This window comes from Leifsonia sp. SIMBA_070 (genome assembly GCF_046534635.1).
Lineage (GTDB): Bacteria > Actinomycetota > Actinomycetes > Actinomycetales > Microbacteriaceae > Leifsonia.
The window spans coordinates 1-278 of record NZ_JAWRYK010000181.1 but is presented as its reverse complement, the minus strand read 5'-3'; the positions used below and the strand labels follow the sequence as shown (position 1 = coordinate 278).

The window sequence follows — 278 nt, the reverse complement described above, 5'->3', positions numbered from 1 at the left end:
CGTAGACCAGGCCCATCAGTACGTTTCCGAGTCCGGCGCCCAGTCCCTGGTACAGGTGATAGCCGCCGCGCAGTACCGCGGAGAACAGCAGGCTGCGATTCTCGGTCCAGCCGAGTTGGCGCAGGCGGGTGATGATGTACGCCACCACGAGCAGTTCTTCTGCCGCGGAGTTCGCGATGGCCGAGAACACCAGCATCGGCAGGCGCCAGAAGGTCTCGTTGAGATCCGAGGGAACCACCTGGACATTGAGATCCATCGCGCGGGCCACCACGTACAGC

General features: G+C 63.7%; 1 protein-coding gene. It reads right to left on the bottom strand.

Annotation, left to right across the window (positions count from 1 at the left end; genetic code table 11):
* Positions 1-278 (bottom strand): CPBP family intramembrane glutamic endopeptidase (locus tag SB754_RS19920; protein WP_410784113.1); only part of this gene is annotated, 278 nt, incomplete at both ends.